The organism is Clostridium sp. CTA-5 (assembly GCF_054768135.1).
Genome location: NZ_BAAAAT010000010.1, coordinates 19,270 through 43,437, shown reverse-complemented (window position 1 = coordinate 43,437; position 24,168 = coordinate 19,270). Strand labels below are relative to the sequence as shown.

At 29.0% G+C, this 24,168-nt stretch carries 27 protein-coding genes; 1 reads left to right on the top strand and 26 read right to left on the bottom strand.

Annotated elements, in window-relative coordinates:
- Positions 1–44 precede the first annotated feature (44 nt).
- Positions 45–1,691: a putative manganese-dependent inorganic diphosphatase gene (locus ACYUET_RS15500; RefSeq protein ID WP_460281113.1), complete on the top strand. Its 1,647-nt coding sequence runs from the start codon at positions 45–47 to the stop codon at positions 1,689–1,691.
- Between the two features lie 171 nt (positions 1,692–1,862).
- Here ACYUET_RS15500 and ACYUET_RS15495 read toward each other — a convergent pair whose 3' ends face one another.
- The 26 genes from ACYUET_RS15495 to fliG all read right to left on the bottom strand — a co-directional run bounded on the left by ACYUET_RS15495 (position 1,863) and on the right by fliG (position 24,165).
- Positions 1,863–2,633 carry a flagellar basal-body rod protein FlgG gene (locus ACYUET_RS15495; protein WP_460281111.1) on the bottom strand — a complete coding sequence of 257 codons (771 nt, stop codon included), beginning with the start codon at positions 2,631–2,633 and terminating at the stop codon, positions 1,863–1,865.
- Positions 2,634–2,646: 13 nt separating this feature from the next.
- Positions 2,647–3,420: a flagellar hook-basal body complex protein gene (locus ACYUET_RS15490; protein WP_460281109.1), complete on the bottom strand. Its 774-nt coding sequence runs from the start codon at positions 3,418–3,420 to the stop codon at positions 2,647–2,649.
- Positions 3,417–3,539 carry a hypothetical protein gene (locus ACYUET_RS15485; RefSeq protein WP_258049542.1) on the bottom strand — a complete coding sequence of 41 codons (123 nt, stop codon included), beginning with the start codon at positions 3,537–3,539 and terminating at the stop codon, positions 3,417–3,419. The genes ACYUET_RS15490 and ACYUET_RS15485 overlap by 4 nt, the downstream gene beginning before the upstream one ends.
- 77 nt (positions 3,540–3,616) lie before the next feature.
- Positions 3,617–4,123: a hypothetical protein gene (locus ACYUET_RS15480; protein ID WP_460281108.1), complete on the bottom strand. Its 507-nt coding sequence runs from the start codon at positions 4,121–4,123 to the stop codon at positions 3,617–3,619.
- 15 nt (positions 4,124–4,138) lie between these two features.
- Positions 4,139–4,867: a sigma-70 family RNA polymerase sigma factor gene (locus ACYUET_RS15475; protein WP_460281107.1), complete on the bottom strand. Its 729-nt coding sequence runs from the start codon at positions 4,865–4,867 to the stop codon at positions 4,139–4,141.
- A 105-nt stretch (positions 4,868–4,972) separates the two neighbouring features.
- Positions 4,973–5,614, bottom strand: coding sequence for a flagellar brake protein (locus ACYUET_RS15470; RefSeq protein WP_460281105.1), 642 nt, complete (start codon positions 5,612–5,614; stop codon positions 4,973–4,975).
- Between the two features lie 12 nt (positions 5,615–5,626).
- Entirely contained in the window at positions 5,627–6,487 is an 861-nt protein-coding gene (locus ACYUET_RS15465; RefSeq protein ID WP_460281104.1) for a MinD/ParA family protein, read from the bottom strand.
- A complete protein-coding gene (gene flhF, locus ACYUET_RS15460) occupies positions 6,481–7,680 on the bottom strand; it encodes a flagellar biosynthesis protein FlhF (protein ID WP_460281102.1) in 1,200 nt (399 codons plus the stop codon). Before flhF ends, ACYUET_RS15465 begins: the two co-directional genes overlap by 7 nt.
- Entirely contained in the window at positions 7,680–9,746 is a 2,067-nt protein-coding gene (gene flhA, locus ACYUET_RS15455) for a flagellar biosynthesis protein FlhA (RefSeq protein ID WP_460281100.1), read from the bottom strand. Before flhA ends, flhF begins: the two co-directional genes overlap by 1 nt.
- Before the next feature lie 30 nt (positions 9,747–9,776).
- Entirely contained in the window at positions 9,777–11,618 is a 1,842-nt protein-coding gene (locus tag ACYUET_RS15450; protein WP_460281098.1) for a fused FliR family export protein/FlhB family type III secretion system protein, read from the bottom strand.
- Positions 11,619–11,633: 15 nt separating this feature from the next.
- The gene (gene fliQ / locus ACYUET_RS15445; RefSeq protein WP_460281096.1) at positions 11,634–11,903 is read right to left on the bottom strand and encodes a flagellar biosynthesis protein FliQ; all 270 of its coding nucleotides are present in this window, start codon (positions 11,901–11,903) and stop codon (positions 11,634–11,636) included.
- Positions 11,904–11,914: 11 nt separating this feature from the next.
- The gene (gene fliP / locus ACYUET_RS15440; RefSeq protein ID WP_460281095.1) at positions 11,915–12,694 is read right to left on the bottom strand and encodes a flagellar type III secretion system pore protein FliP; all 780 of its coding nucleotides are present in this window, start codon (positions 12,692–12,694) and stop codon (positions 11,915–11,917) included.
- Positions 12,684–13,067: a flagellar biosynthetic protein FliO gene (locus tag ACYUET_RS15435; RefSeq protein WP_460281093.1), complete on the bottom strand. Its 384-nt coding sequence runs from the start codon at positions 13,065–13,067 to the stop codon at positions 12,684–12,686. Before ACYUET_RS15435 ends, fliP begins: the two co-directional genes overlap by 11 nt.
- Before the next feature lie 14 nt (positions 13,068–13,081).
- Positions 13,082–13,594 (bottom strand): flagellar basal body-associated FliL family protein, encoded by a 513-nt coding sequence (locus ACYUET_RS15430; protein ID WP_460281091.1) that lies wholly within the window; start codon positions 13,592–13,594, stop codon positions 13,082–13,084.
- On the bottom strand, positions 13,594–14,337 hold the full coding sequence (locus tag ACYUET_RS15425) for a flagellar motor protein MotB (RefSeq protein WP_460281090.1): 744 nt from the start codon (positions 14,335–14,337) through the stop codon (positions 13,594–13,596). The genes ACYUET_RS15430 and ACYUET_RS15425 overlap by 1 nt, the downstream gene beginning before the upstream one ends.
- A 2-nt stretch (positions 14,338–14,339) precedes the next feature.
- Complete coding sequence (locus ACYUET_RS15420; RefSeq protein WP_460281088.1) at positions 14,340–15,155, bottom strand: motility protein A; 816 nt, start codon at positions 15,153–15,155, stop codon at positions 14,340–14,342.
- Between the two features lie 14 nt (positions 15,156–15,169).
- Complete coding sequence (locus ACYUET_RS15415) at positions 15,170–15,361, bottom strand: flagellar FlbD family protein (RefSeq protein ID WP_460281087.1); 192 nt, start codon at positions 15,359–15,361, stop codon at positions 15,170–15,172.
- Between the two features lie 98 nt (positions 15,362–15,459).
- Complete coding sequence (locus ACYUET_RS15410) at positions 15,460–16,566, bottom strand: flagellar hook-basal body complex protein (RefSeq protein WP_460281086.1); 1,107 nt, start codon at positions 16,564–16,566, stop codon at positions 15,460–15,462.
- 116 nt (positions 16,567–16,682) lie between these two features.
- Positions 16,683–17,798 carry a flagellar hook-basal body complex protein gene (locus ACYUET_RS15405; protein WP_460281085.1) on the bottom strand — a complete coding sequence of 372 codons (1,116 nt, stop codon included), beginning with the start codon at positions 17,796–17,798 and terminating at the stop codon, positions 16,683–16,685.
- An 81-nt stretch (positions 17,799–17,879) separates the two neighbouring features.
- Entirely contained in the window at positions 17,880–18,269 is a 390-nt protein-coding gene (locus tag ACYUET_RS15400; RefSeq protein ID WP_460281084.1) for a flagellar biosynthesis protein, read from the bottom strand.
- Positions 18,270–19,211, bottom strand: a complete 942-nt coding sequence (locus ACYUET_RS15395; protein ID WP_460281082.1) for a flagellar hook assembly protein FlgD — start codon at positions 19,209–19,211, stop codon at positions 18,270–18,272.
- An 11-nt stretch (positions 19,212–19,222) separates the two neighbouring features.
- Entirely contained in the window at positions 19,223–20,596 is a 1,374-nt protein-coding gene (locus ACYUET_RS15390; RefSeq protein WP_460281081.1) for a flagellar hook-length control protein FliK, read from the bottom strand.
- Positions 20,597–20,601: 5 nt separating this feature from the next.
- A complete protein-coding gene (gene fliJ, locus ACYUET_RS15385; RefSeq protein WP_460281079.1) occupies positions 20,602–21,045 on the bottom strand; it encodes a flagellar export protein FliJ in 444 nt (147 codons plus the stop codon).
- 13 nt (positions 21,046–21,058) lie between these two features.
- Positions 21,059–22,369, bottom strand: coding sequence for a flagellar protein export ATPase FliI (gene fliI, locus ACYUET_RS15380; protein ID WP_460281077.1), 1,311 nt, complete (start codon positions 22,367–22,369; stop codon positions 21,059–21,061).
- A 16-nt stretch (positions 22,370–22,385) separates the two neighbouring features.
- Complete coding sequence (locus ACYUET_RS15375; RefSeq protein ID WP_460281075.1) at positions 22,386–23,165, bottom strand: FliH/SctL family protein; 780 nt, start codon at positions 23,163–23,165, stop codon at positions 22,386–22,388.
- Positions 23,149–24,165, bottom strand: a complete 1,017-nt coding sequence (fliG, locus tag ACYUET_RS15370) for a flagellar motor switch protein FliG (RefSeq protein WP_460281073.1) — start codon at positions 24,163–24,165, stop codon at positions 23,149–23,151. Before fliG ends, ACYUET_RS15375 begins: the two co-directional genes overlap by 17 nt.
- Positions 24,166–24,168: the final 3 nt, after the last annotated feature.

Below are 24,168 nucleotides of genomic sequence, written 5' to 3'. Positions count from 1 at the left end.
GTAAAATATATACTATGATTTTGTATAAATAAGGAGGAAATATTTTGAAAAATGTAATTTATGTAACTGGACATAAAAATCCTGATTCTGATTCAATATGTGCTGCATATGGCTATGCAGAATTAAAAAATAGAACTAGTGATATTCCAGCTGTACCTGTAAGATTAGGTAACGTAAATCAAGAAACAAAATTTATTCTAGATTACTTTGATGTTAAAGCACCAAAATATTTAGAAACTATAAAATTAAAGGTAGAAGACTTAAAAATAGATAATCTTAGTCCAATTGCTCCAGACCTTTCATTAAAAATGGCTTGGAACATAATGAGAGATAATCATCTTAAAGCTTTACCAGTTGCTGATAGCAATGATAGATTAGTTGGGATTATTTCTATCTCAAACTTAACATCATCTTATATGGATATATGGGATAACAATATATTAGCCAAGAGTAAAACTTCATTAAATAATATAATTGATACTCTTTGTGCTACTCCAATATACATAAATGAAAGTGTTAAAACTTTTCCTGGTAAAATTGCTGTTACAGCAATGCAGCCTAATAGTTTAAAAGAAATAGTTGATGAAGGAGATATTGCTATTGTAGGTGATAGACATGATGTTCAAGAAGAATTAATAAACATAAAAACTTCATTAATTATAGTTACTGGTTCTCATACTCTAGCTGAAGATTTAATTCCTAAGGCTAAAGAAAATGGAATTACTGTTATAAGTACACCTCATGATTCTTTTACAGCTGCAAGATTAATCATTCAAAGTATACCAGTTGATTATGTAATGGCAAAAGAAGATTTAATTTCTTTCTCAGTTGATGATTTAGTTGAAGATATTAAAGATGTTATGGCTAAAACAAGATATCATTGTTATCCTGTAACTAATATGGATGGAAAAGTTATTGGTACTATTTCAAGATATCATCTTATTTCAGAACATAAGAAAAAAGTAATTCAAGTAGATCATAATGAAAGAGGTCAATCTATAGATGGATTAAACGAAGCTGAAGTTTTAGAGATTATTGACCATCATAGAGTAGCTGATATTCAAACAAATAGTCCTATTTATTTTAGAAATGAACCTCTTGGAAGTACATCAACTATAGTTGCTAAATGTTATTTTGAACATGGTTTAAAACCATCTAAACAAGTTGCTGGACTTTTATGTGGAGCTATAATATCTGATACTTTATTATTTAGAAGTCCTACTTGCACAGAACAAGATAAAATGATGTGTAATAGATTAGCAGAAATAGCTGGAATACAAATTGAAGAATTTGCAAAAGAAATGTTTAAAGCTGGTACTTCATTAAAAGGAAAAACTGTTGCTGAAATATTTAATCAAGACTTTAAACCTTTTAGTATAGCAGATTCAAAAATAGGAGTAGCTCAAGTTAATACAATGGATATAGATGGATTCATGCCATTAAAAGATGAGATGTTAACTTATATGAATCAACAAGCTGAAAATAATAATTTCGATGTTGTAATGTTACTTTTAACTGATATATTAAATGAAGGTTCACAAATTTTAGTTGCTGGTAGAAAACCAGAATACATAGAAAAAACTTTCAATATTACTTTAGAAGATTCAATGGCATTCTTACCTGGAGTTTTATCAAGAAAGAAACAAGTAATTCCACCTTTAACATCAACAATCTTATCAAAAGATAATTAAAAAAATAATTAAAAAGGGTTATATCAATACAAACTGCTTTGATATAACCCTTTATTTTTGATTTAAACTTAATGTTGATATTTTAGTATAAGAACAAGCTATTATTGAAAATTGTTTTTTATACTATAATATTAACACTATTTTAAAACATAGTTTATTCCTTTTACAAAACTATTTTCTCATATTGTTTATCATACCCCAAACATCATCAGCTGCAGTTATTCCCTTCGAACTCATCTGAAATGCTCTTTGAGTACTTATTATGTCAGTAAATATTTCAGATGTATCAACATTTGATCCTTCCAAAAATCCTTGTTGTATAGAATAATTGTTACTTAACGTTACCTGTGCGTCATTTGCTGGTGTAAAATAATTGTTTCCAATTGCTACAAATGCCTTATCTCCAACTGCAGTAAATACTGGTATTTGTCCAACTTTTACATAATTTCCATCAACCTTAGTTGATATTCCACCTTGTTGATCAATAGAAATATCATTACTTGAAAGTTTTGGATTTCCTTCCGCCATACCTGGTTCATATTGTATGTAAATTCTGTTTCCTTTAGAATCTACTAACGTACCATTACTATCAACTTTTAAATTCCCATCTCTAGTATATGCAATAGATCCATCTTTTTGAGTTGAAGCAAAATAGCCTTCCCCATCTATAGCAATATCAGTTTTATTACCTGTAGTTAACAGATTTCCTTGAGTATCTTTTCTATAATCCATACCAACTTTAACGCCTGTACCATTAATGGCATTTTTATTTACGAGAGGAGTTCCTTTTCTATTTAATGATTCAGTTAATAGATCATTAAATTGAACATCTGTAGCTTTATATCCCGTAGTTGATACATTTACCAAATCATTTGAAAGATAATCTAATTTTTCTTGATACGCATTCATACCACTTTGGGCAGTTGCAAATATATTAAACATAACTTATCCTCCCCTATCTTACAGATCCAATATCATTTGCTGCTTTTTGAATACTTTCATCTTGCATAGTAACAAATTTTTGATTAGTTTCAAATTGTCTTTTTATTTCCATAAGTTTTACTAATTCTTCAGTTGGATTTACATTTGATGTCTCTAATACACCTTGTTGTACCTTAACCCTTGCATTATTAACAGGGTTGTTTGATTTATAATAATTATCCCCTACTTTTTCCAAAGAGGCGTAATCTTGAAAATCAGCAGTTAATAATGAATATGTTGCATTTCCATTAGAAGTTGTAATAGTATTTTCACCATCTAAAGAGAATTGTTCTTTGCCTACATATATTGGTTCTTCTGCTCCAGTTGTATTATTTCTACCTAGAACCTGATCACCATTAGTTGTTATTAAATAACCTTGTTGATTAACTTTAAAATTTCCATTCCTTGTATAAAGTCTTTCATTTCCTCTTTGTACTACAAAGAATCCTCTACCGTCAATTCCAAAATCAGTTAAACTATCCGTTGTTTTAAAACTTCCCTGAGTATAAATCGTACTTACATCATTAACTTTTACACCTAAATTTAAGTTTCCCAATTTATTAGGAATATGTCTATCCCCTGATTTACTTTGTCTATTGGTAATCATAACATCTTCAAAACTCTGTTTTGTTAAAACATTCTTTTTATATCCGTTATTATTAACATTTGTTATATTGTTAGTAACTGTTTGCTGATCATTTTCTAAGGTTACTAAACTTGATACAGCAGTATAGAATCCTCTTATCACTTGTTTTCATCTCCCTTTATCATAGCCTTACATTCATCACTATAATGCATTCCAAGACCTCTAGCTCTTTCTTCAATCTTACTATCAGAAAGGTTCAAGCTACTTTTATATCCAAACATAAGTGTTACACCCAAAATAAGTCCTATTCCAATACCAAATAGTATCTTTTTATCACTAATAAAAAACATTATACTTTTTAATTTTTGAATAAGTTTCGTACTAATAATACTTCCCCCTTACTAACAGATAATTTTTGTGATATTTCATCATCACTTAAACCCTGTTTAATTAATTCATTAATACTATCTGATTTATTTAAGTCAACATCTACTGTATGTTCAAAATTTATATCTGAAATCACATCATTTTCTTCTTCAATTAAAGCAACATCAGATGAATTCGACTCTATATCATATTTTGATATTTCATTCATATTATTTAATATGTCACTTTCATTTTCGTACATTTCTTCAATATCATTAGCCATATTTAAATTTATTTTTATATTTTTAATTTCTTCTTGTAGTTCTGTTAGGCTTTCACCTATATCTTTCCTTAAATGTCCTATTTCAAGCTTATAATCATTTAAATTTTCTTTTTCTTCTGCTAAAGTAAATTTAAATGAAGTATTATTATTTTTTTTAATATCACCATAACTATACACTATTAAAATAATTCCTATTATTATCAATAGTACTGGCATTTTCATCCCGCCTCTTTAATCTATATAATGTAATTTTTTCATATTTTCTCTTAAATTGTTAATAGCTCTAGCATGCAACTGACAAACTCTAGATTCTGATATTGATAATATTGATCCAATCTCTTTTAATGTTAATTTTTCGTAATAATATAAATTTAAAACCAATCTATCTTTTTCTTTTAATAATTCTATTGATTTTGATAGAAATTCTAGTTGTTCTTTTTCTTCTAAGCTACTATCTGGACTAGGACTATTCTTATCTTCTATAATTCCCATAAGGTTTATATCTTCATCATCAGAAAATATAACATTTTCAAGTGATACCATAGACATATAATTAATATAATTTTCTATCTGTCCTACTTCCTCAATAGATAATCCTAAATACTCTGATATATCTATGATTGTTGGTTCTTTATAAAGTTTCTTTTGTAGAAATTCTACAGCATTATTATATTTATTTAATTTATCCATTGCCCCTTTTGGAATAGGCCTACATTTACGGATTTCATCTATTATAGACCCTTTTATTCTAATAGAAGCATATGATGAAAATTTCATCCCTTTACTCGAATCATATTTGCTTATCGCATCCATGAGGCCAATTATTCCATAGCTAACTAAATCTTCATATTCCATATATTTGTTTTTTCCAACCATAATTCTAGAAGCAATATATTTTACTAAAGGAATATATTCTTTCACTATTTGTTCTTTTGCATCTAAACTGTTTAAGTCAGCCATTTTGCTTCATAACCTCCTACCATTAACTCTTGTATATTAATAATGCCTACTATATTATTTGCAGTAAAAATTAACCTTACTCATAAAATTCATATAAATTTTATCTTATAAAGTCTCTATTTGTTTTCTCATAACTTTAAAAATTTCTCTTATTATCTTATCTCTTTGCTTTTCAGTAATTTCTAAAAACTTAACCCCATAAATATATTCATTGTCAAATGTTCTTTCACATCTTACCACCTGTGCTTTTAAATGATTCGTTTGTCCATTCAACGTAAATTCAATTATTACTATATCCTCTATTTTAAGTTTCTCTTTTGTTTTAAATCTTATTCCTCCGCCACTTAAATCTACCATTAATGCATTATCATATTCTTTTTCTGCTATTTCTTCTTCAGACATTTCTGTGATTTTTTTATAATTAATAGAATTAAGTATATCAACTCTAGCAAAATCTCTTCTTTGTATTTCTTTAATATTATCTGGTTTAGATAACGTATAGTATATTATACTATCTTCTCTGCCTCGCCCTAAAACTTCACAATGAAAATTAAAACAGTTTCCACCTTTTACATAAGAATTAATTTCTATATTATCATTTACTTTTAGTGTTAAATACTCTCCATTATTAACTGGCAAATTTATATTTATAAAATCTTCTCCGATATCTTGAATCAAGCTTTTATACACTTTATCGTTTATTAAAACCTCTATTCTATCATTAATTTTCAAATCAAACCCTGCCATGTTAGTATCCCCCTACGAAAATATATTAAATAACTTTTTAAATAAGTCCTTAGCTCCTATTGAATCTTTTATATTTTGTCCTAAAATCTTCCTTGCAATATTTTCTACTGACTTAGATGCATCACAATTAGGATACTCTACAATAAAAGGTTTTTGTTGTCTAACACTTTGTAACACTTTTTTATCTTCTAATATACATCCCAAATATTCTAAATCAAGCTTTAAGAATTTATTTACAGCTCTTTCAAGCTTATTATAAACTTCAATACCTTCTTTTAACGTAAATGCCTTATTTACAACAACCATTGCATGATTCTTTATTTTAAAATGATCTGCTGCTTTTATCAAACTATATGCATCAGTTAAAGCAGTAGGTTCTGGAGTAGTTATAATAATTAGCTCTTCAGACGCTGCTATAAAAGATAGAATACTTCTATTAATACCTGCTCCAGTATCCATAAATATATAATCAAATCCATTCAAAGATTCCAATTTTTCTAAAAATAAATTTCTTTCAGCTTCTTGCAAGTCTTCAATTTTATTCAATCCAGATCCAGCTGGTAATAAACTTACCCCACTAGGGCCTATTATAATTATATCTTCTATTTTTTTCCCCGTAAATATAATATCAAATATATTATGCTTAGGGTATACTCCCATTAAAACATCATCATTACCCATTCCTAAATCAGCATCAAAAATCAATACCTTTTTTCCTTTATTTTGCAAGCTTATAGCTAAATTAACGACAAAATTACTTTTACCAACTCCACCTTTTCCTGAAGTTACTGTTATAACTTTTGTCTTACATTTACCCTCTTTATCATCACTTTTAAGCATTAACTTTCTTAAATTTTCAGCTTGATCTAACATAAAGTTTCCTCCCCTAATATAAATCTAGCTATTTCTTCTTTATTAGGGGGCTTTATATCATTTGGAACATTTTGACCAGTAGTAATGAATTTAATTGCTTTATTTGATTTTCTCATTATATTATACAATGAGCCATATGCTGTAGTTTCATCTAATTTTGTAATTATAATACTATCGTATTCTAAACTCTCATATCCTTTTAAAATACTTATAATATCTCTATTTTTTGTTGTTGCACTTATCACCATATTTACAGTATCTGGATTTGCCTTTTCTATGAATGCTCTTAATTCTGAAATTTGCATTGTATTTTTACTGCTTCTTCCTGTAGTATCAATAAGAACTACATCGCAATCCTTCATAGATTCTATCGCCGCCTCCATTTCCTTAATTGTAATAACTACTTTAAAGGGGATATTCATTATTTCAGCATATGTTTTAAGTTGTTCAATAGCACCTATTCTATATGTATCAACTGTTATTAATCCAACACTTTTTTTATCAACAAGTGCTAATTTTCCAGCTAATTTAGCTATAGTTGTAGTTTTTCCTACACCTGTTGGCCCTACTAATACAACTCTTCCTTTAATTTCTTCTTTAGACTCTAAGAATATACTTTCAAAAATTTTTCTTAAACTCTCTTCTTCGTCTATTCCTTCATATAAATCATGTTTTACTTTTTCCATTATTTCATCATGGAACTCTTCATCTATATCAATAGTATCTAATTTTTCTTTTAAAGTATTAACCTCTTCATCCTTAGAAGTATTTTCAATAACTTTATTAAGTAGTTCTTTCATCTCATTAACTTCTTTATATATATTATCTTGTTTTATATTTTTTAACGACTCTTTGGGTTCGTCTTTATTTAATGATGAATCAACTTTTTTATCTTGCTGTTTATTATTACTATCTTCTATATAGTATTCTTTTGTTGTATTTTCCATTAGCTTCTTTATACTTGCTAATGAATCTTCAAAGCTATCTTCTTGCTTTTTAATGTTAGCTTTTTTAGAATCTGATGAATTTTCAATAGCTGCTGTTACTTCTATTAATTTCCCAGAAAATAACCCTTTAAAGCCTGGCTTTCTTACTTTCCTTTGGCTTATTATAATAGCATCTTTTCCTAATTCATATCTAATTCTTGTTAAAGCTTCATTCATATTACTTACAAGATATCTTTTAATAATCATTAAATAGTTACAACTCCTCCACTGTTAATTTCAATATCATTTGGTACTTCATTTAATGAAATTACCATAATATGTGGAAATACCATTTCAATTAATTTTTTAAATACAGACCTTATATTCGGAGATACCAATACAACTGGTTGATTATTATTAAAATAAATTGTTTCAATAGTATTTTTTATACTTCCAAGTAATTTGGTTGTGGTTTCAGGATCAACTGTTGGAAAAGATCCTTGAACAGATTTTTGAATATTGCTACCAATAATTTCTTCAATTGCAGGATCTAAAGTTACTACAGTAATAACCTTATCATCATTTATTATTTGATTACAAATTGTTCTCGCTAAAGCAAATCTAACATATTCAGTTAAAAGTTCTAAATCTCTAGTATTTCTAGAATTGTCTGCTAATGATTCCATTATTGTAACCATATCTTTTATTGGAACTTTTTCTCTTAATAAATTCTGTAAAACTTTTTGAATTTCTCCTATTGTCATTAAATCTGGTATAAGTTCTTCTATAACAGCACTGTATTTTTCTCTTAAGTTATCAATAATAAGCTTAACTTCTTGTCTTCCAAGCAATTCATAAGAATGTGCTTTAATTGTTTCAGTTAAATGAGTTACCATAACTGTTGTTGGGTCAACTACTGTGAATCCCTTAATTTCTGCTTCTTCTCTTTGATCTTTATTTATCCATACCGCTGGTAACTTGAATGTTGGTTCAAGCGTCTTTATACCTGGTATTTCTGAAGCGTCTCCATTTGGATTCATACAAAGTAACATACTAGGCATTAGTTCAGCTGAAGCTATTGAAGTACCTCTTATTTTAACTACATATTCATTAGTCTTTAATTGAAGATTATCTCTGATTCTTATAGGCTGAACTACTATTCCCATTTCAATTGCACACTGCCTTCTAACAGAAGCAATTCTTTGAAGTAAATCACCGCCAGAACTTTCGTCTGCTAATGGAATAAGTCCATATCCAATTTCAACTTCCATAGGTTCTACAGAAATCAAGTTCATAACATTTTCTGGTTCCTTACGTTCTGCTTCAATAATTTCCTCTTCTTCTGAAATAAACTCTTGTTCTTGTTGTTTTGTTTCTTCTTTGTATAACATAAAAGACAATGTTCCCATTGATACTGATGCAATTAAAAATGGTACTTTAGGCATACCTGGAACTACTGCTAAAAATAACATTACAGCACTAGCTATTGATGTTGCAATTGGGAAACCTGTTAATTGTTTTGATAATGACTTACCAAAATTATTATCATCACCTGAACGAGTTACTAATATACCTGAAGCTGTTGATATTAATAAAGCTGGTACTTGGCTTACAAGTCCATCACCAACAGTTAACTGAACATATTTAAGTGCTGCATCTCCAATACTTAAATCTTTTTGCATTACACCAATTATAATTCCTGCTATGATATTTATTACTGTAATTATAATCCCTGCAATTGCATCTCCCTTAACAAACTTAGATGCACCATCCATAGATCCATAAAAATCTGCTTCTAATTGCAAGTCTTGTCTTCTTTTTTTAGCCATAACTTCATCTATTAATCCTGAATTTAAATCAGCATCAATACTCATTTGTTTACCTGGCATAGCATCTAATGTAAATCTGGCTGATACTTCTGAAACTCTTCCTGCTCCAGCTGTAATAACTATAAATTGAATAATAATTATAATTAAAAATATAATTATACCAACAACATAATTTCCACCTATAACAAAATCTCCAAAAGCTTGAATAATTTGTCCCGCATCACCTTCACTTAAGATAAGTCTTGTTGATGATATATTAAGACCTAATCTAAATAATGTTGTAACTAGCAATAAAGTTGGAAATATTGAAAGTTGTAATACATTAGTTGTAAACATAGTTATCATCATAATAACTACTGATAATGTTATGTTAAATGCTAAAAGTATATCTAATATTACCTTTGGCAATGGTATTATCATCATAAGTACTATACATATAACTGCCCCTGCTACCACTACATCTAGGTTGTTTTTTATATCGAGTCTTTTGCCTCCAACGCCCAATCTTATCCCATCCTTTATTAAAAAATAAAACTACTTATTATTTTTAAGCTTTAATACCACTGCTAAAACTTCTGCAACCCCTTGATATAGGTCTTGAGGTATATCTTGATCTATTTCTACTTTTTCATACATCAATCTAGCCAGTGGTTTATTTTCAATAATAGGAACATCATTATCTTGTGCTATTTTTTTTAATTTAAGTGCAACATAATCTGCTCCTTTTGCGACAACTTTAGGGGCATCCATATCCCCCCCCTCTTCATACTTTAAAGCAATAGCTAAATGTGTAGGGTTTGTAATTACAACTGTTGCATCTGCAACTGATTGCATCATTCTTCTCATACCCATTTCTTTTTGCTTTTGTTTTATCTTTCCTTTTACTTGAGGGTCTCCTTCAGCTTGTTTATATTCATCTTTAATTTCTTGTTTACTCATTCTTAATTCTTTGTTATGTAATCTAAATTGAATAAAATAATCTATAGCTGCAATAATGATTAATGCAATAGTTATTTTAACAAATATACCTATTACTACCACTTTAATTTCATCACCTAACGAAGGTAAATATAAATTTGATATATTCATTATTTTAAGATAATTTTCCTTCACATATTGATAAGCTAAAATAGATATTATAATTACTACTGCTATATTCTTTATTAAACCAGTAAAAGTCCTTTTTGAAAACATATTTTTAAATCCCTTTAATGGATTTAATTTCCCAAATGAAGGTTTTAATGGTTCTCTCGTAAACATAAATCCAGTCTGCATCAGGCTTGACGCAATTCCACCTATCATTATAGGTATTGCAAATGATAAAAATAAAATTGCAATTTTAATAATACTAAATATACTAAGATTTTCTAAAGATAACTGTCCCAAACTACTTAGTTTAGGAAAATCTAAAAAATAAATCATTGTACCTTTAAATGTTTCTATAATAGTGCCCCATAAAGCTGAAAGTGCTATTGTACATACGGCCATTGTAAGTGCAGTACCTACCTCTTTACTTCTTGCAACTTGACCTTTTTTTCTTGCATCTGATTTTTTCTTTGGAGTTGCTTCTTCTGTCTTGTCATCTGAAAATATCAAAACTAATGGTACTGCTGGAATTGCTTTAAATATATTTTCAAAAATACTAGGTAAATTATATATTGCACCACTAATTAGTTTGAATATTAAAGGTAATAATATTATATATGTAATAAATCCTAATATATTTTTAATTGGTAATCCAAATATCATTACAGGAATTGCTGGTACAACTTTAGCAATTAACCCTAAACATAAATCTGTTATAACAATTATTAATACAAGAGGTAATGCTATTTTCACTCCTAATATAAAATATTCACAAATAGTTTTAATAACTACTAACATAGTTTCTTGATAAACTAATGTTTGACCGATTGGAAGTATATTAAAACTTCTAGCTAATAATTTAATTATTATATGATGTCCATCTATTATAAAAAACAACACCATAGATATCATATACGAAAAATTTCCAAATAGTGTACTTTGTGTTTGAGATGTTGGATCTAAAATAGATACCATAGCAAACCCTACATGTATATCTATCCAGGCTCCTGCAAATTTTACCATTTCAAAAATTAAATTTGTAATAAATCCCAAAACTATTCCACTCATTATTTCACTTAATGCAAAAAAAACTAAAAAATATGTATTATTTATTTGATTTAAACTTGAATAATCTGTTAATCCTAATATTCCAAATGAAAAAATTAAACATAATACCCCTTTTAAAATGTAAGGTGTTCCTTTAGGAAAAAATACATTAACTACAAGAAAGTACGATGATAATCTTAAAAATATAAAAAATAAAGCAAGAAAGTAGAATGTATCAATCAACTTTTCTACCTCCTTTTAGGTTGTAATCTGTGTAATTAATTCAAATATTCTTGTTGTAAACGACATAAGCGTTTGAAGCATCCAACTTCCTAAAAATATACCAATAACAGCTGCTGCAATTAATTTAGGAACAAATGTTAATGTTTGTTCCTGTATTTGAGTAGTTGCTTGCAAAATACTTATTACTAATCCTACAACTAAAACAACAATTAGTATTGGTGCTGATAATTTAGCTGCTACTATTATTGTGTCTTTAATAACTCCATTTAGTAATGTCTGACTCATAATTTTTCACCTCACGAAAAACTCATAACTAATGATTTTACAAGTAAATACCAACCATCTACCATTACAAATAATAGTAATTTAAACGGTAATGATACCATAACCGGAGGTAACATCATCATTCCCATAGACATAAGAAGACTTGCTACAACCATATCTATTACTATAAATGGTAAATAAATTAAAAAGCCTATTTGAAATGCTGTTTTTAGTTCACTTATTGCAAATGCAGGAATTAAGCTTGTAAAAGGAATATTATCTCTTGTTAATTCCTCTTTGTTTGCTCCACTAAGTTCTACAAATAATTCTAAATCTTTTTCTCGTGTTTGTCTTAACATAAAATCTTTTATTGGTTTTGATCCTATTTTAATAGCTTCGTCTTGTGTTATAGTTTGCTCTAAATATGGTTTAACTGCATTTGTATTAACATCATTATAAACTGGTGTCATAATAAATACTGTTAAAAATAATGCTAACCCCACCAAAATTTGATTTGGGATTGCTTGTTGTACTCCCATTGCACTTTTTACAAAAGAAAACACAACCACTATTCTAGTAAAAGACGTTATCATTATTACTATTGATGGTAATACCGCCAAAATAGTAAAAAATATTAATATTTTAATATTATTCACATAATCATTTGGTGTAGTTTCTCCATTACCAATTGATAAGTTTACCTTTGGCAAATCTACACCAGTTGGTGCCGCATATGCTTTTATCCCTGAAAAGGCTATAATAACAAATGTTAATACCAGCATAAAAATTGCTCTTTTTTTATTATTTCCCATCCTTATCTTCCTTTGATTTAAAATTATTAAATATATTTAAAAATTTATTTTGATAGTCAGAATGATATAATTTTTTTATATCATATAGAGAGTTTTTCCTATCTTCTTCAATTTTATTTATCTCTTCTTCTGATAGTTCTTCTAATTTTTGTATATTTCCTGAAGAACTAGTCATTACATACCCTTTTTTACCTACTTTTATAATTACTAAACTATTTTCTTTTGTTATCTGTAACCTGTCTATAACTTTAATATATTTTTTGTTATTAATTTCATTTACTTTACTACCAAGAATTTTAGAAATAAGAATAATCAATCCTAAAACAACTGATAAAGATATAATTAAATTTATAAACATTTTAAAAGTTTCCATATAATTCTTCTTTCTTATTGGGTTATAATACTATCAAATCTTACATCAATAACTTTACTTTTTGTTAATTGTTTATTCATTCTATCCATAAGAGTATTTTTCATTTCTTGCTCATTCTTTGGATCATTTATAAAATCACTTTTTAAAGACTTCATATAAAATATCACTGCATCTCTAACTACTATTTTTTTATCTGTTAATTCTTTAGCAGCATCTTTAGATTCAGCATCATATCCTACTGCTAATTGACCTTTAAAATATCTCTTTCCACCTTCATCTGCTAAATTTACAGTAATTTCACCAAGATCTACATAAACAGTTTCTGTTATTTTTTCACGTACAACTGTCGGTTTGTTACTCTCACTATTACCATTATTATTATTTTTTTGCATAAACATATAAGTTCCCGCAAAAACTCCTCCACCTACAAGTACTAAAGCTAATATGAATATTATTATTCTTTTCATTCCGCCACCTTTTTCTTTTCCTTCTTTTGCTTCTTTCACTTCTTTTTCTTTATTAGCCATTATGATTCCTCTCCTTTACTATATTCAATCAAAATACTAACTCTTCTATTTTTTGCCATGTTTTCTTCTGCATTATTATCTGCTATTGGTCTGAATTCACCATATCCAGCGGCACTAAATTTTGTAGGATTTTGATGTTTTTCTTCTACAAAATATCTAACTACAGTTACTGCTCTAGCAGTTGATAATTCCCAGTTACTTGCATATTTAGAATTGCTAATCGGTACATTATCAGTATGTCCTTCTATCAAAATATCATTGGGTATTGATTCTATTAATGTATTAATTTTTTCTAAAACAACTTTACTTTCTGGAATCAAATCAGCTTTTGCTGTTTCAAATAAAATATTATCTTTAAGTTCTAATATTATACCTCTTTTATCAGATTTTATATCCATAGCTTGGTTTAAATCATTTTTTTCAACATAATCTTTTATATTTTTATACATATTTTCTTTTCCTAAAGATTCTGCATCAATTACTCCATCAGTATCTGATTCTCCACCAATTATAGGTACTGATCCATTATACTGATTATATTGTAAAAATGTATCTCCAGACTGTCCTGTCATAACTGAAACAAATGCTTGTGATAATGATTGAAGTTTTTGCTCATCAACACTTGACATAGAATAAAGTAAAATAAAAAAGGTTAAAAGTAGTGTAACACAATCTGAATAGGTTGCTAACCATTCATCTCCTCTTAATCCACCACTACCATCTGACTTTTTTTTCCTAGCCATTTCTATGCAACTCCTTCGTTATCTTCCAAATTATTTTGAGCGTAAATCTTTCTTTCTTGTGGTGATAAATAAGATATTAACTTATCTTCAACAATTCTAGGATTTACACCTGACTGAATTGAAAGTATACCCTCAAGCATCATTTCTTTCATAGCAACTTCTTTTTGACTTTTATTAAGTAAATTTTGTGCTATTGGTGACGCAAAAATATTAGCTATAAGTGAACCGTAAAATGTTGTTATAAGAGCTTTACCCATTCCTGCTGCTATTGTACTAGAATCAGTAAGATTTGCAAGCATTTGTATTAATCCTATAAGTGTACCCAACATACCAAATCCTGGTGCAAAAGCTCCCCATGCTGAAAATATTCCTGCACCACCTTTATGTCTTGATTCCATTTCACTTATATCAAGTTCTAATATTTCTTTAATAGATTCTGGTTCTATTCCATCTACAACCATTTGTAAGCCTTTTTTTAAAAATTCATCTTCTAATTGTGCTATTGTATCTTCTAAAGATAATAGTCCTTCTCTTCTTGCTTTTTTAGAAAGTTCTGCAAATTCACTAATTGTTTCCATTGGAGAAATATTTGGCTCTTTAAATGATTGAACAAATAATGCTCCTGCTTTCTTTATCTCATCTAGTGGATATACAATCAATACTGCCGCTATAGATCCCCCGAATGTTATAGCAACTGAAGATAAATCCCAAAATAGCTTTAGGTTACTTGCGCCAGTACCTCCACTTGCCATTCCATAAATCATTAATCCTAATCCTACTATTAACCCGACAGCAGTCATTATATCTGTTTTTTTCATTTTTTAGTGCCTCCCTATCCCCTAAACGTAAAAATTTCTCTCTTATACTTTACTATTTTAGATTTTACCTCTTCTATACTTTCAATAACTATGTACTTCTTTCCATTACTTAATGTAATTAATGTTTCTGGAACTGCTTCTATTTTTTCAATATGATCATCATTTAGCACAAAAGATTTATTATTCATACCTGTTAATTCAACCATAAAAATCCCCTCCCTAAAATTTTAATTTACCTATATATCAATATTTATAGTATTAAAATTTATATAAATGGGGAGAGTTTTAATCCCCCCTTTATAATTTATCTCATTAAATTAGTTATTGTTTGAAGTATTTCATCTCCTGTTGATATCATCTTAGAAGAAGCTTGGAAGGCTCTTGTTGCTGTTATCATGTCTGTAAATTGTTCTGTTAAGTCTACATTTGAAGCTTCTAAGGCACCTGCAATTAAAGATCCAAATCCCTTACTATTATCACTATATCCATCTTTTAATTTTCCTGTTGGTGTTTTAATCATTTCTGGGCCAGAGTTAGGTGAAGATTGTAGCAGGTTTCCTCCAACAGATTCTAATCCTTCTGGGTTTTTAAAACTAGCCATTGCTACTTGACCTAATGCTGTTCTACTTCCATCTCCAAGAACAGCTGTAATCACCCCATCTTTTCCTATTGAAAAACTTTTAACAGGAATATCTATTGGATCTTTACCTGTGTCAGGTTTTCCGTCAGCACCTAAAGGGTATCCCTTTACTGTATCTGGAATTTTCAATGTATATAATTGAGCACCGTCTCCAACTGCTTTTAAATTTTTTGAATCTGCATCAACATAATTAGCTATGCCTTCTTTTGTTGTTGTTGCTCCACTAGTCACGTCAGTCCATTTAATACTTGGATTTCCACTATCTCCATCTTGTAATAAATATCCCATTACTCTGTGTCCATCTGCCGTTAATAAATTTCCATCTTTATCTAGCGTAAGATTTCCGTCTCTAGTATATACTATTTCATTTTCTCCACCACCAGATAATTTTCCTGAAGCGTCTATACCTATTCCACTTGTAGCAGCATCATCACCAACATAAACTTCTGGACCTTTACTTACCATAATATATCCATCACCATCAACACATACATCCAGTGATCTTCCTGTTGATAATGCATTTCCTTGTCCCATAACTTTATTTATACTTGAAAGTTGTGCTCCAAGTCCTACTTGCTTTGCATTAGTACCACCTAGTACTGAAGTAGGAGCTGTTGCACTTGATGTATTTTGATAAAGCATATCAGAAAATCTAGCTGTTGATGCTTTAAATCCTGTAGTACTTACATTTGCAATATTATTACCTATAACATCTAGTTTAGTTTGATTGACCTTCATCCCACTTATTCCTGAGTACATCGATCTTAACATATTAACTTTTCCTCCGTTTATCTTTTAAATTTATCTTTAGTTATCAATATAAAATCAAGTTAAATTTTTATTCTTACAGTTAACATTAATTTTAATTGTTAATAATCAATCTTAGTTTATCTCATTAAATTAGTTATTGTTTGAAGTATTTCATCACCTGTTGTAATCATCTTAGAAGATGCTTGGAAGGCTCTTGTTGCTGTTATCATATCTGTAAATTGTTCTGTTAAATCTACATTTGAAGCTTCTAAAGCACCTTGAATTAAAGCACCAAACCCCTTACTATTATCGTTATATCCATCTGCTAATTTTCCCTTTGGAGTTTTAATAAACTCTGGTCCTGAGTTTGGTGATGTTTGTAGAAGATTTCCTCCAATTGATTCTAAACCTTCTGGATTTTTAAAACTAGCCATAGCTACTTGCCCTAATGCTGTTCTACTTCCATCTCCAAGAACAGCTGTAATCACACCATCTTTTCCTATTGAAAACTTTTTAACAGGAATATCTACTGTTTTATCAGTATCACGAGTTCCATCTTCCTTTAATGGATGTCCTTTTACTGTATCCGGAATTTTTAATGTATATAATTTGGCTCCTCCGTCAACAGCTTGTAATGTCTTTGAATCTGCATCTACAAAGTTTGCTACCCCTTCTTTTGAAGTTGTTTTATCTTTGTCTGTACCACTATCAACATCAGCCCACTCTATGCTTGATTTTCCATCATCTTTATCCTTTAGCAAATATCCCATAACTCTATGACCATCTGCAGTTAATAGATTTCCATCTTTATCTAAAGTTAAATTTCCATCTCTAGTATATAAGATTTCATTTTCTCCTCCTCCAGATAATTTACCAGAAGCCTCTATACCTATTCCGTCTTTATCAGCATCTTTTCCTACATAAACTTCTGGACCTTTACTTACCATAATATATCCTTCACCATCAACACATACATCAAGTGCTCTTCCTGTTGATAATGCATTTCCTTGTCCCATAACTTTATTTATGCTTGCAAGTTGTGCTCCAAGCCCTACTTGCTTTGCATTAGTACCACCTAACACTGAAGTAGGTGCTGTTGCACTTGATGCGTTTTGATAAAGCATATCGGAAAATCTAGCTGTTGATGCTTTAAACCCAGTTGTGCTTACATTGGTGATATTATTACCTATAACATCTAATTTAGTTTGATTAACTTTCATTCCACTTATTCCAGAATACATTGATCTTAACATATTTTTTTGTGCCTCCAAATCATAATTTGTAACTTGTCTCTATCGTTCAACAAGTTTTAGGCTTCCTAATTTAGGTCCAGCCTATAAAATTACCACACTATCTACATTCGTAAATATATTATCTTTTGCTCTTTCTTTCTCAACGGCTGTTATGAGTATATTATTTTCAACACTTGCAATTAATGCAACATCTTTATAAACCATAACAGTATTCTTTGAGTTTTTATCTTTTGCGATTTGGAATCCTTTTTCAATTTCTTTCATATCTTTATCTGTAAAGTTAATCTCATTTAGTCTTTCTGCTGCATGTTTTGATACAATAAAACCTTCATTTTTATTGATAACATCATTTAATACATTTTTAAAACTATCTTTTTCTTTAGTTTCTAATTGTGGTTTTGAATTTGATCCCGGAAAATTTCCAAGATTGCCTATAGGATACAATTGACCATTAATTATTCTATAGCTCAATTACTTACCCAATATTTCATATAATTTTTGTAATTGACTATCATAATCTGCTTTGTATCCATCTTTTGTGGTATTCTCAACCATACTTAAAACATTGCTCGTTTTATTCTCATTTGTTGAACTTGTAGTTTCTTGTGAAGTTCCTGACTTTTCTACTGTCCCAGTTTCTGCTGGTGGTTCTTCTGGTTTAACATCCATATCTTTTTCTGTTAAATCACCTGCTTTAATTATTGATGCATAAGGATATTCCTCTATGATAGGATTACCATCTTCATCCTTTTCGCCAGTTTCAACTCTCACTTTAACTACACCTTTATCTATAAATGCACTCTTTACAGTACCTTTTACTATTATATTTTTACCCTTTTCATCATAAGTTGAAATAACGGCCTTCTGATCTTTTAAAGATAGTGCTACTGAAAAATCAGAATTAGATAACATTTCACTCGAATAATTTGGAACTTCTAATATAGTATCTATATTTTTTACATCAAATACCTTGTAAATATTTTTTCCATTCTGATTAATTTCCACAGAAGCATAAGTTCCATATTGATCCTTAGATATACCTCTTATAATCCCTGTGTAATATTGTCCTTCATCATTTGTAAGATTCATAGTTACACCTTTTCCAACTAATTGTTGATATGAAGATGTACTCATTGTATCATTTAAATTATACATTTGTTCCATAGCTGCAAATTGAGCCATTTGCGTAACATATGCTGTTGAATCTTGATTAGCTGTTGGATCTAAGTTAGATAACTGAGCTGATAAAATTTTCAAAAATGAATTTTTATCAAATTCACCACCTGATTTTACAATCTTAGTTCCTTTATCTGTAGTTAATTTGCCTGTAGTACCTGATTTTTTATTAACAGCACTACTTGCATCTGTTTTTCCAAGAATATTATTTATATCTGTTGACGATATAGAAGCCATTTTTTCACCTCCTATGCAAGAAAATCTAAATTATTATTGCTAATCTCTTCTATCTCTTCATTTTCTACTTCATTTGAATCAGTATTAGAAGTCTTATTATTGTTTGAATTATTATTTTGTTGTTCCTCAGAAAGCTGTTTATTAAATCCCTTGTCCATAAAGAACGTAGTATCATCTTGATAAAGTTCTATATTTACATCAGCAATTTTGATATTTTGCTCTCCTAAAGATTTTTTTATGTCTAATAAGTGTTGAGAAATCAATTCATAAGTATCCTTAGAATTTGCTTTTATATTAGCTTTCATTATTCCATTTTCTTGAATTAAACTAATAGTAAGTTGTCCTAATTCTTTTGGATTAAGCTTTACTGTTAATTCTTTCATAGCATTTGTAGTCATAAATTTAATATTTTTAATTAAATCATCTCCCACTGTTACTTTGTTAACAGTTGTTCCTTCAGTATTACTTACAAATTCTGTTTTAAATTCTTGATTTCTTGGAGCCAATAAATTAATTTTGTTTAAAGGTCCATCTTCTTTCTTATTGTTAATAAGATTATTTAAGAAATTATCTTCATCTGATTTGTTAGCATTCTTATCAACTTTTTTATTTTCTTGTACATTACTTTGATTAGCTAAATTATCACCCTTTGATTGTGAAAAATCTTTAAATGCATTAGGAAAATTTGATACTTTTTCATCAGTCTTTTCCAACATATTAGATAGTTGTGATATTAAGTCTTTTACAGTATTATTTTTTGAATCTGATACTTCTGAATTACCTGAAGCATTCTCTCCTAATTGATTTAATAAAGCTTGTACTAAACTTTTTGTATCTTTTGTTAATACTTCGCCTACTGAATCCTTTTTAGAAACTTCAAGCATTTTAGTTATAATGTCTACCAAATCATTATTTGATGTAGTTTTTTTATTTAATCCCTCAATTACTGAATTTAAAATATCTGAATTTAATTGTTTATCATCAACTTTTACTTCATCATTTTTATTTAATAAATTTAATATATTATTTAATATGTTAACAACATCTTCATTTGGAAGTTTCTTTATTTCTTCTTTTAATTCTTCAACTTTATCTTCGATATTTGTATTGCTATCTTGAGTTTTATCCTGTACTAATCCCTTTTTATCTTGTGGAGCTTGTTCTGTTTTACTAGTAGTTTTTGAATTTAATACTTTTTTAAAACTTGAAATATCGTTATGTCTTCTTGAATAACTATATAAATTCTCATTATTTTGGTTTATATGATTTTTATTACTGTTTTTTATAGAATTATTTTCATTATTCAAAGATGAATTATTATTAACACAATTTGATTTTGAATCAGTATTTACAGAAGTATTATTAATATTCATGCTTATTGTCATCTGTTTCACCTCCCTTCGCTGATGTTTCTAATATATGAATAAAGGGCTATTTCATCAAGATTAACTTGTTCAACCCTTTCTTCTTCTTTTACATAAGCTAAGTATTGTTTTTCTTTTAAAATTTCGACAGTTTTTCTATCAACTTGTTTTAAAACTAACTCTTTTCTTGCTTCATCTACCTTCTGAGTTTTTACAATCAATTCTTTTTCAGTTTGCCTTATTCCATTTTGTACTCCCTGCAAATAATATCTTTTTAGTTTTTGGTATACAACATCTTCACCTGGAGTAATTCCTTTATATTTGTCGTAATTGTCTTTTAACTCATGTAATTTTTTTTCGGTATTCTGCTTTTCTCGCTGAGTCTTAGTAAATAGTCTTTTACTTTCTTCTTCCTTATCTTGTCTTATTTGAAGAAGTTTTTCTAACCCAAACTTAAACCTCTCAGCCAAAACTCATACCCCCTTATCTATCAAACATAGATATTAAATTATTTATACTTTCATCAAAATTTGCTTTTTCATGTACTGTTTGACGTAAAAAATCTTCTAGCACATCATGATAATTAATAGCTAAATCAATTTTTTTATTGCTGCCATTAACATATGCACCTATGTTTATTAAATCCTCTGAATCTTTATAAGTAGCCAAAAGATCTCTACCAATAGAAGCTGATTTTATATGTTCTGGTGTTGCTATTGAATTCATAAGTCTACTTACACTATTTAATATATCAATTGCTGGATAATGATTTTTATGAGCAAGTGATCTTGATAAAACAATATGTCCATCTAATATACCTCTAACAGCATCTGCTATTGGTTCATTAAAGTCATCCCCATCAACTAAAACTGTATAGAAAGCTGTAATTGACCCATTCTCGGATGTCCCAGATCTCTCCATAAGTTTAGGAAGTTTAGCAAATACTGATGGTGTATATCCTTTTGTTGCTGGAGGTTCTCCTATAGCAAGTCCAACTTCCCTTTGAGCCATTGCAAATCTAGTAACAGAATCCATCATCAATATCACTTTTTTTCCTTTATCTCTGAAATATTCTGCTATAGCAGTCGCTGTAAGAGCTCCCTTAAGCCTTATCAAGGCAGGTTTGTCAGAAGTAGCACATACTACAACTGACTTTTTCATTCCTTCCGGTCCTAAATCTTTTTCTATAAATTCTAAGACCTCCCTACCTCTTTCACCTATTAATGCAATAACATTAACATCAGCCTTCGCTTCTCTTGCTATCATTCCAAGTGTTGTACTTTTACCAACTCCACTACCTGCAAATATACCAATTCTTTGACCATCACCACAAGTTATAAAACCATCTATAGCTCTAACTCCTGTAGGCATAACTTCCTTTATTCTAAGCCTTCTTAAAGGATCTGGAGGATTATTCTCTAATGGATATTCCTCCCCATCAATAAATTCTTCTCCTCTTAAAGGCTTTCCAAGACCATCAATAATTTGTCCTAAAAGTTTATCAGAACATCTTACACTTAAAGGCTTACGCATTGGGATAACTCTACACCCTGGAGAAATACCTATTAGTTCATCAAGTGGCATTAACACAACAAAATCATCTTTAAATCCAACAACTTCACAATTTATACCTAGATTTTGTTCATTATATATAATGCAAAGTTCCCCAATAAAAGCTTTTATTCCTTGAACTTCTATTGTAAGCCCAATTACTTTTTTAACTATTCCCTCAGTATAGATTGTAGATGTATCATCTACCTTCTTAATTAAATTATTAAAATCAATATCTAACATATTAATGCTCCTAACATTATCCAAATATCTCTTTTCTTATACTCTCCATGCCTATATCAATTCCAACAATAACCTTACCACTTGGCTTTTCTAAAATAGCATTACCTGGTTCCATAAAATCGTCAGTTAGTATAAAAATTTCCTCTTTTATAGAATAAGATATCTTCCATTTTTCTATTTCAGCTTTAAGGTCATCAACATGAATAGAATTACATTTAATAATTATATTTTGTTCCCCTTTAGAAAGTTCAATAGCCTGTTCAACTAACAAATTCATTGAACCTTTATACTCTATTTCTTTTTTTAATATAGTTCTCGCTATTTCTAAAGATAAATTTATAACTTCTATTTTTTTCTTTTCTAAATATCTTACATAATTTTCATTTGCAGAATCAAGAATTTCTTCTGCTCTTTTTATAATTTCCTCTGCTTTTTCTTTGGCTAAATCAATATTTTCATCAAAAGCTTTTTTATATCCATCATCATAGCCGTTTTTTATACCTTCATCATAACCTTTTTCATATGCTTCCTTTTCCAAAGTTTGAGCTTGCATAGTTGCTCTTAAAAGAATTGCTTCCTTTTCATTATTAGCATCTTTAATTATTCTTTTACCTATTTCTTCATATTGTTTATATAGATTTTCAACCTCTTCTTTGGAATAGTATTGTTCTTCTTTCTTTTCTTCTTCTAATTCATCAATTTCCTGTTTTTTAGGTATAACATAATTTGTTGATATCTTTCTTTTATCCCCATCTAAAGCACAATCCTTTTTAATCACACTATACGATGATTGCATCTTCTCCACCTCTTGAAATTATAATTTCATTAGCTTCATCTAATCTTCTAATTATAGAGACAATCTTTTGTTGTGCTTTTTCAACATCCATAAGTCTTACTGGTCCTAAGAATTCCATATCCTCTTTTAATGAAGCTGCAGCTCTCTTAGATTGGTTTCTATAAATAGCATTTGCAACTTCTTCAGAACAGCCCTTAAGTGCAAGTGCAAGTTCACTAACTTCCACTTCTCTAAGAACTCTTTGAATAGATACATCATCAAGAGTAAGAATATCTTCAAATACAAACATAGAACTCTTAACTTTATCAGCAAGTTCTCCATCTTCTCTTTCTAGACTTTCAGTAATATTCTTTTCTGTAGTTCTATCAACTTGATTTAAAATGTCAACTAACGTTTCAATTCCACCTAAACTTGTCATTTCTGTTCTTACAACTGAAGATAACTTATTTTCAAGTACTGATTCAATCTCCTTTATAACCATAGGGGATGTAGTATTCATTGTTGCAATTCTATAAGCAACCTCTGCTTGAGTTTCCTCAGGTAATTCAGCTAAAACTTGTGCTGATTTATCAGCCTGTAAATAACATAAAATTAAAGCTATTGTTTGTGGATGTTCATAACTTATCGCATTTAAAAGCTGATGTGCATCAGCTTTTCTTGCGATAGCAAAAGGTCTATATTGTGAAGTAGCTTCTGAAACTTTTTCTAATATATCACTAGCTCTTTGTGAACCCAATGCCTTTGATAACAATGTTCTAGCATAGTCCATTCCACCCTCTAGAATATAGTCCCTTGCTTTATTAATTTCTAAAAATTCACTTAAAATTTCTTCTCTTTGTTCTGATGTAACTGCTGTAGTATTAGCAATTTCATAAGATATCTTTTGTATTTCCTGCTCTGGTAATTTTTTTAATATTCCAGATGATGCTTCTGGTCCAAGCGTTATAAAAAGTATCGCAGCTTTTTGCACTCCTGTTAATTTACTAGCTTCTTTTGCCATAGC

Bases quoted from the DNA above. Each gene is read 5' to 3' on its own strand.
- ACYUET_RS15375 (WP_460281075.1), bottom strand. From the start codon at position 23,165: ATGCAATCATCGTATAGTGTGATTAAAAAGGATTGTGCTTTAGATGGG.
- ACYUET_RS15465 (WP_460281104.1), bottom strand. From the start codon at position 6,487: ATGTTAGATCAAGCTGAAAATTTAAGAAAGTTAATGCTTAAAAGTGAT.
- fliP (WP_460281095.1), bottom strand. From the start codon at position 12,694: ATGGGAAATAATAAAAAAAGAGCAATTTTTATGCTGGTATTAACATTT.
- ACYUET_RS15420 (WP_460281088.1), bottom strand. From the start codon at position 15,155: ATGAAAAAAACAGATATAATGACTGCTGTCGGGTTAATAGTAGGATTA.
- ACYUET_RS15430 (WP_460281091.1), bottom strand. From the start codon at position 13,594: ATGGCTAATAAAGAAAAAGAAGTGAAAGAAGCAAAAGAAGGAAAAGAA.
- ACYUET_RS15495 (WP_460281111.1), bottom strand. From the start codon at position 2,633: ATGTTTAATATATTTGCAACTGCCCAAAGTGGTATGAATGCGTATCAA.
- ACYUET_RS15470 (WP_460281105.1), bottom strand. From the start codon at position 5,614: ATGGCAGGGTTTGATTTGAAAATTAATGATAGAATAGAGGTTTTAATA.
- fliI (WP_460281077.1), bottom strand. From the start codon at position 22,369: ATGTTAGATATTGATTTTAATAATTTAATTAAGAAGGTAGATGATACA.
- ACYUET_RS15480 (WP_460281108.1), bottom strand. From the start codon at position 4,123: ATGCCAGTACTATTGATAATAATAGGAATTATTTTAATAGTGTATAGT.
- ACYUET_RS15405 (WP_460281085.1), bottom strand. From the start codon at position 17,798: ATGTTAAGATCAATGTATTCTGGAATAAGTGGAATGAAAGTTAATCAA.
- ACYUET_RS15475 (WP_460281107.1), bottom strand. From the start codon at position 4,867: ATGGCTGACTTAAACAGTTTAGATGCAAAAGAACAAATAGTGAAAGAA.
- ACYUET_RS15425 (WP_460281090.1), bottom strand. From the start codon at position 14,337: ATGGCTAGGAAAAAAAAGTCAGATGGTAGTGGTGGATTAAGAGGAGAT.
- ACYUET_RS15395 (WP_460281082.1), bottom strand. From the start codon at position 19,211: ATGGCTTCTATATCGTCAACAGATATAAATAATATTCTTGGAAAAACA.
- ACYUET_RS15415 (WP_460281087.1), bottom strand. From the start codon at position 15,361: ATGGTTGAATTAACAGGTATGAATAATAAATCTTTTGTGCTAAATGAT.
- ACYUET_RS15435 (WP_460281093.1), bottom strand. From the start codon at position 13,067: ATGGAAACTTTTAAAATGTTTATAAATTTAATTATATCTTTATCAGTT.
- ACYUET_RS15390 (WP_460281081.1), bottom strand. From the start codon at position 20,596: ATGACAATAAGCATGAATATTAATAATACTTCTGTAAATACTGATTCA.
- flhF (WP_460281102.1), bottom strand. From the start codon at position 7,680: ATGATTATTAAAAGATATCTTGTAAGTAATATGAATGAAGCTTTAACA.
- fliG (WP_460281073.1), bottom strand. From the start codon at position 24,165: ATGGCAAAAGAAGCTAGTAAATTAACAGGAGTGCAAAAAGCTGCGATA.
- ACYUET_RS15410 (WP_460281086.1), bottom strand. From the start codon at position 16,566: ATGTTAAGATCGATGTACTCAGGAATAAGTGGGATGAAGGTCAATCAA.
- fliQ (WP_460281096.1), bottom strand. From the start codon at position 11,903: ATGAGTCAGACATTACTAAATGGAGTTATTAAAGACACAATAATAGTA.
- ACYUET_RS15485 (WP_258049542.1), bottom strand. From the start codon at position 3,539: ATGTTTGGATATAAAAGTAGCTTGAACCTTTCTGATAGTAAGATTGAA.